The organism is Sporosarcina sp. NCCP-2222 (assembly GCF_023168145.1).
Classification (GTDB): domain Bacteria; phylum Bacillota; class Bacilli; order Bacillales_A; family Planococcaceae; genus Sporosarcina.
Map to the genome: position 1 here is coordinate 84344 of NZ_BQYK01000011.1, position 4942 is coordinate 89285.

The following is a 4942-nucleotide window of genomic DNA, read 5'->3' on the forward strand; positions in this document are numbered from 1 at the left end:
CGGAAAATTCTCAAATGTGGCGAACAAGGCACTTGTCACATCGTTTTGGACAGCTCCGGCAATATTCGCTCCTTGGAAAAGATCCATATGGAGTGCAGTCCCTCCAAACACCGCAATCCAAATGATTGCAATAAGCGGCGGTACGATCAGTACGCCAAAGACAAATTCCCGTATGGTCCGCCCTCTTGAAATCCGGGCGATGAACGCGCCGACAAACGGCGACCAAGCAATGACCCATGCCCAATAATTGACGGTCCAAGCTTTCGACCACGTATTTCCGTCGTACGGGGACATGCCAAGGCTCATGCCGAAAAAGTTCTGGATATAATCCCCGAGCCCAAGCACGAACGCTTCAAAGATAAATTGGGTCGGTCCAAGAATGAGCACAACAATGATCATGCCGATTGCTAGACTCATATTTAAGATACTGAGAAATTTGATTCCCTTATCTAAGCCAGTCAAGGCGGAGATCAAATACAACACGAGCAACGTCATCGTGATAAAAAAGAGGGACATGCTGTTCTGAGGGACGGCGAATACATGATTCAATCCGCCATTAATTTGTAAAATCCCCATTCCTAAAGAGGTAGCCACTCCTAGTACGGTCGTAATGACCGCTAATGTGTTGATGGTTTTACGCAATGTTTTCTTTTTTTGCTTACCGATAATCGGATTCAGCGTATCACTGATCATCCCTGTTTCCTTTTTACGGAATTGAATATAGGCGAGCGCCAATCCGACAATGGTGAATACCGACCATTGATGGACACCCCAATTAAAGAAGGAATATTGCATTGCACGGCGCCCCGCATCGGATGTCATTACGTCAGAACCTGTCGGGGAAGTAGCAAAATGGGTCATCGGCTCGGCAATTCCCCAAAATACTAGCCCCGCGCCAAATCCACAGCTGAATAGCATGCCGATCCATGCAAAGTAGGAGTATTTCGGCTTTTCGTCGTCCTGGCCCAATTTAACTTTGCCGTACTTGCTAATAGCAAGCCAGGCACAAAATAGTACAATGGCCAAGACGGAAAGAAGATAAAACCAGCCAAATGCTTCTGTCACGAATGTATAAGCCTGATCTGCCCATCGTGACATTCCCGCAGCATCAAACGCACCCCATAACACCATGGCTACAATTACAATAGCAGACACCCAGAAGACACTATTCATCATCCTCGAACTTTTATCCATATTGTCTGTTCTCCTTTTTATTATTCTGAACTAAAACAGTGAGACCTCTTCCATATCGATGCTAGCCCTGATGCAAGTTAAAACTGACCACTTTCGGTTCCGTCATCTCTTGGATGGTGAACTTCACACCTTCTCTTCCAAGTCCGGAGCCTTTCACACCGCCGAACGGCATTCCGTCAATTCGATAATCACTACTGTCATTGATCATAATTCCGCCGACATCCAATTCCCGAATCGCTTTGAAAGCGTTCTCAATATTTCGAGTGAAAATGCCCGCCTGCAACCCATATGGCACTTGATTTGCTTTGCAGATGGCGCCTTCCAGATCGGATACCTCATACAACAGGACAACCGGGCCAAAGATTTCTTGAATAGCTATTCTGCAACTCGCAGGGACCTTCGTTAATACTGTAGGCTTGTAAAATGCTCCGATCCTCTCGCCTCCAGTGAGAAGCTCCGCCCCTTCGACTACGGCTTCTTCCACCCATTTCTCGACCCGCTCCGCCTCCCGTTCACTAATTAACGGTCCCATGTCAGTTGCAAGTGATTGTTTGTCGCCGATTACATATCGGCCTGCCTTTTCTACAAATCTCATTTGAAACTCTTCAAATGCACCTTTTTCAATGTAAATTCTCTGGACCCCCAGGCAATTCTGCCCTGCCGCGCTGAATGCTCCGGATACAGTCGCATCCACGGCCGCCGCTATGTCAGCATCTTTCAGGATGATGACTGGTGAATTGGAACCGAGCTCCATGCTCAGTTTCTTTAAACCCGCTTTCCTCGAGATCCGCTTCCCAGTCTCCAGTCCACCCGTGAAAGAAACCATCCGAATTGCAGGATGTGTGACTAATAGATCCCCTATCTCACCGCCTCTTCCCGTAATGACTGACAAGATTTTCGGCGGCAATCCAGCTTGTTCGAACGCCTCCGCCAGAAGCAATGCGCTCAATGGCGTGGCGGTGGCGGGTTTCACAATAATGGCATTTCCCGAGGCAATGGCGGGTCCGACTTTATGCGCAACGAGATTCAATGGATCATTGAATGGGGTGATGGCCGCAATGATGCCAATCGGAAACCGGTAATAATAGCCGATCCGCCCTTCCCCTGTTTCAGACTGATCAAAAGGAATCGTCTCTCCTTGTATCCGTCTAGCCTCTTCCGCACTTAAACGCAACGTTTGAATGCAGCGCATTACTTCTGAGACCGCTTCTTTAATTGTCTTGCTTCCTTCCGACGCAATCGTTTCCGCATATACATCAAAGTGTTCCTCTATATAGAGGGCTGCATCATTCAGGATCCGCATCCTGGCGTGCACCGGCAAAGCTGCGGAACGTTTCGCCCCTTCCTTTGCCTCCTCGATGGCCAGAAGCATATCGTCTCCTGTTGCTGCCGGCACGCTGCTTATAAGTGAACCATCCTGGGGATCAAATACGTCGATGCACTCCTCCCGCTGTACCCATCTGCCTGCCAAAAACATCGGTTTACTTTGCATAGTCGTTTCCATCTGTCCTCGCCCCTCTCTATCCCTATCAACCTTCCAACAATTGCGTTGCCGCTTCTGCCAGAATGGCGACGCCTATGGCCAAGCAACGCTCATCAATATCGAAATGATTCGTATGAAGGTCACGCTGTCCCCCTTCCGGAAAAGCACATCCTAGAAAAAACATCGCTCCTGGAACCGCTTTTGCCATATATGCAAAATCCTCTCCGCCCATCCCAAACGGCTCCTCCTGAATGGCCACACCCGGAATACAGGTTTGAGCAGCCTTGCGGATGACACGATTAACGGCCGGATCATTAACAAGAGCAGGCTCGCCGCGATCTACTTGGAATTGATACGTGCCTCCAAGCGTTTCTGTGATTTTGAAAGCCCGTTCCACCTCTTGGATTAATCGCTCCCGCACAGCTGGCGAATAAGCCCTGATCGTACCCGTTACTTCCACTTTTTCCGGAATAACATTGCTCGCCGTTCCTGAATGGATCTTCCCAATGCTTGCTACACCCGTTTCAAGCGGCGAAAGCCTTCTGGAAGGCATCCCGTAAAATGCTTGCAGCACTGAGCCGAGCATCCAGACCGGATCCGTCCCAAGGTGTGGATAACCGGCATGGCCGCCACTCCCACCTATCTCGGCATGGAATACATCCACACTCGCCATGCTTGGACCATCGTTCATTTGGATGGTGCCGACCGGATGCCACGGGCACATATGGAGCGCGATGACAGCTTCCACTCCTTCTAGGACACCCTCTTCAAGCATTCTTGGCGCACCTGAATATCCTTCTGAATCCGTCGCTTCTTCAGCCGGTTGGAAAATAAGTTTGATCGTTCCTTGCCATACGTTCTCGGCAGCCATGTTCGCCATTTGTGTGGCAACCCCCAGCAGGATGGCAGTATGCGCGTCATGTCCACATGCATGCATAACACCGTCATGCAAAGATCGATAGTCATGTGAATTCTCTTCTGTGATGGGCAGGGCATCCATATCCGCACGGACGGCAATTGTTTTTCCCGGCCCATTGGTGAGAGTCGCCACAACACCAGTACCGCCAATCCCCGTTTGAATGGTAATGCCCTCTATTTCGGACAAGATGCTTGCGACAAAGGATGCAGTCTTATGCTCCTGAAAACTTAATTCAGGATACTGATGAAGATGCCGCCGCCAGGAAATTAACTGAGTTTCTAGCTTGCCATCAAGTACTGTCTTAACTTGCTCCACTTCTGCCACCCCCTTGACCGTTACATCGCTAAATCAATCTGATCCTTCACGATTAAACCCCTATGAAAATCCGTCAACACTTCACAACCGTTCTCTGTCACCCGGAACGTTTCGCTAATCTCAATTCCGTATTCATCGAACCAAAGACCAGGTATCATATGAAAAGTCATATTTGGCTGGAGTACTGTCCGCTCCCCTTTCCGGATGCTCGCCGTATGTTCGCCCCAATCCGGAGGATAACCGATGCCGACGGGATACCCCAATCGAGATTCTTTGACGATTCCATGTTTGGAAATGACTTGATTCCAGGCAAATTCAACTTCCTCTAACACAGCCCCCGGCTTGACGCTTTCCAATGCAGCATTTAATCCTTCGACCAATATATTGGACACATTCATTACCTCTTCCGCAGGCTTACCAATAGAAATGGTCCGGGCCATCGGTGCATGATAACGTCTATGGCAACCCGCCAGCTCGATAATGACGATTTCATTTCCAGAATATCTCCGATCTGTCCACGTCAAATGAGGAGTCGATGTATTTTTTCCGGCTGGCAGCAGTGGAACGATGGATGGATAATCACCGCCGTAACCGTCTGTGCCACTCACTAAACTTTTATAAATAGCAGCAGCGGCGTCACACTCCCGGATGCCTTCCTGAATCGTAGAAGCCGCCGCCTCCATGCCAAGTCCGGCAATATGTGCCGCCCGGCGGATATACTCGATTTCCGGCTCCGACTTCACAATCCGGACCCAGTTGACAAGCAGGCTTGCATCGACGAATTTGGCGTTTGGCAAATTCGATTGCAGCTTCACATATGAAAGTGCCGAGAAGTAATAAGCCGCCATTTCAATTCCGATGCGGCGTTCAGCTTGGCGGAGCTGCTTCAAAACCGATGCGATATAATCCATTGGGTGTCTCTCAGTCGAATGGATATGATCTTCTGGATAATAAAGCACGTGCTCCGGCTGTAACCATGTCGTCGCGATCGCAGCATTCGCATCCATCTTCCTTCCAATCCAAATCGGTTC

4 protein-coding genes are annotated in these 4942 nt (G+C 49.4%); all 4 read right to left on the minus strand.

Going from position 1 to position 4942, the window contains the following annotated elements; all coding sequences use genetic code 11:
* On the minus strand, positions 1-1194 hold a 1194-nt coding region (locus NCCP2222_RS18655; RefSeq protein ID WP_248513894.1), incomplete at its 3' end, for a BCCT family transporter.
* 61 nt (positions 1195-1255) lie between these two features.
* The gene (locus NCCP2222_RS18660) at positions 1256-2698 is read right to left on the minus strand and encodes an aldehyde dehydrogenase family protein (protein ID WP_248513895.1); all 1443 of its coding nucleotides are present in this window, start codon (positions 2696-2698) and stop codon (positions 1256-1258) included.
* 25 nt (positions 2699-2723) lie between these two features.
* Entirely contained in the window at positions 2724-3911 is a 1188-nt protein-coding gene (locus tag NCCP2222_RS18665; RefSeq protein WP_248513896.1) for a M20 metallopeptidase family protein, read from the minus strand.
* Between the two features lie 20 nt (positions 3912-3931).
* Positions 3932-4942, minus strand: a 1011-nt coding sequence (locus NCCP2222_RS18670) for a M24 family metallopeptidase (protein ID WP_248513897.1), incomplete at its 5' end; no start/stop codon positions are given.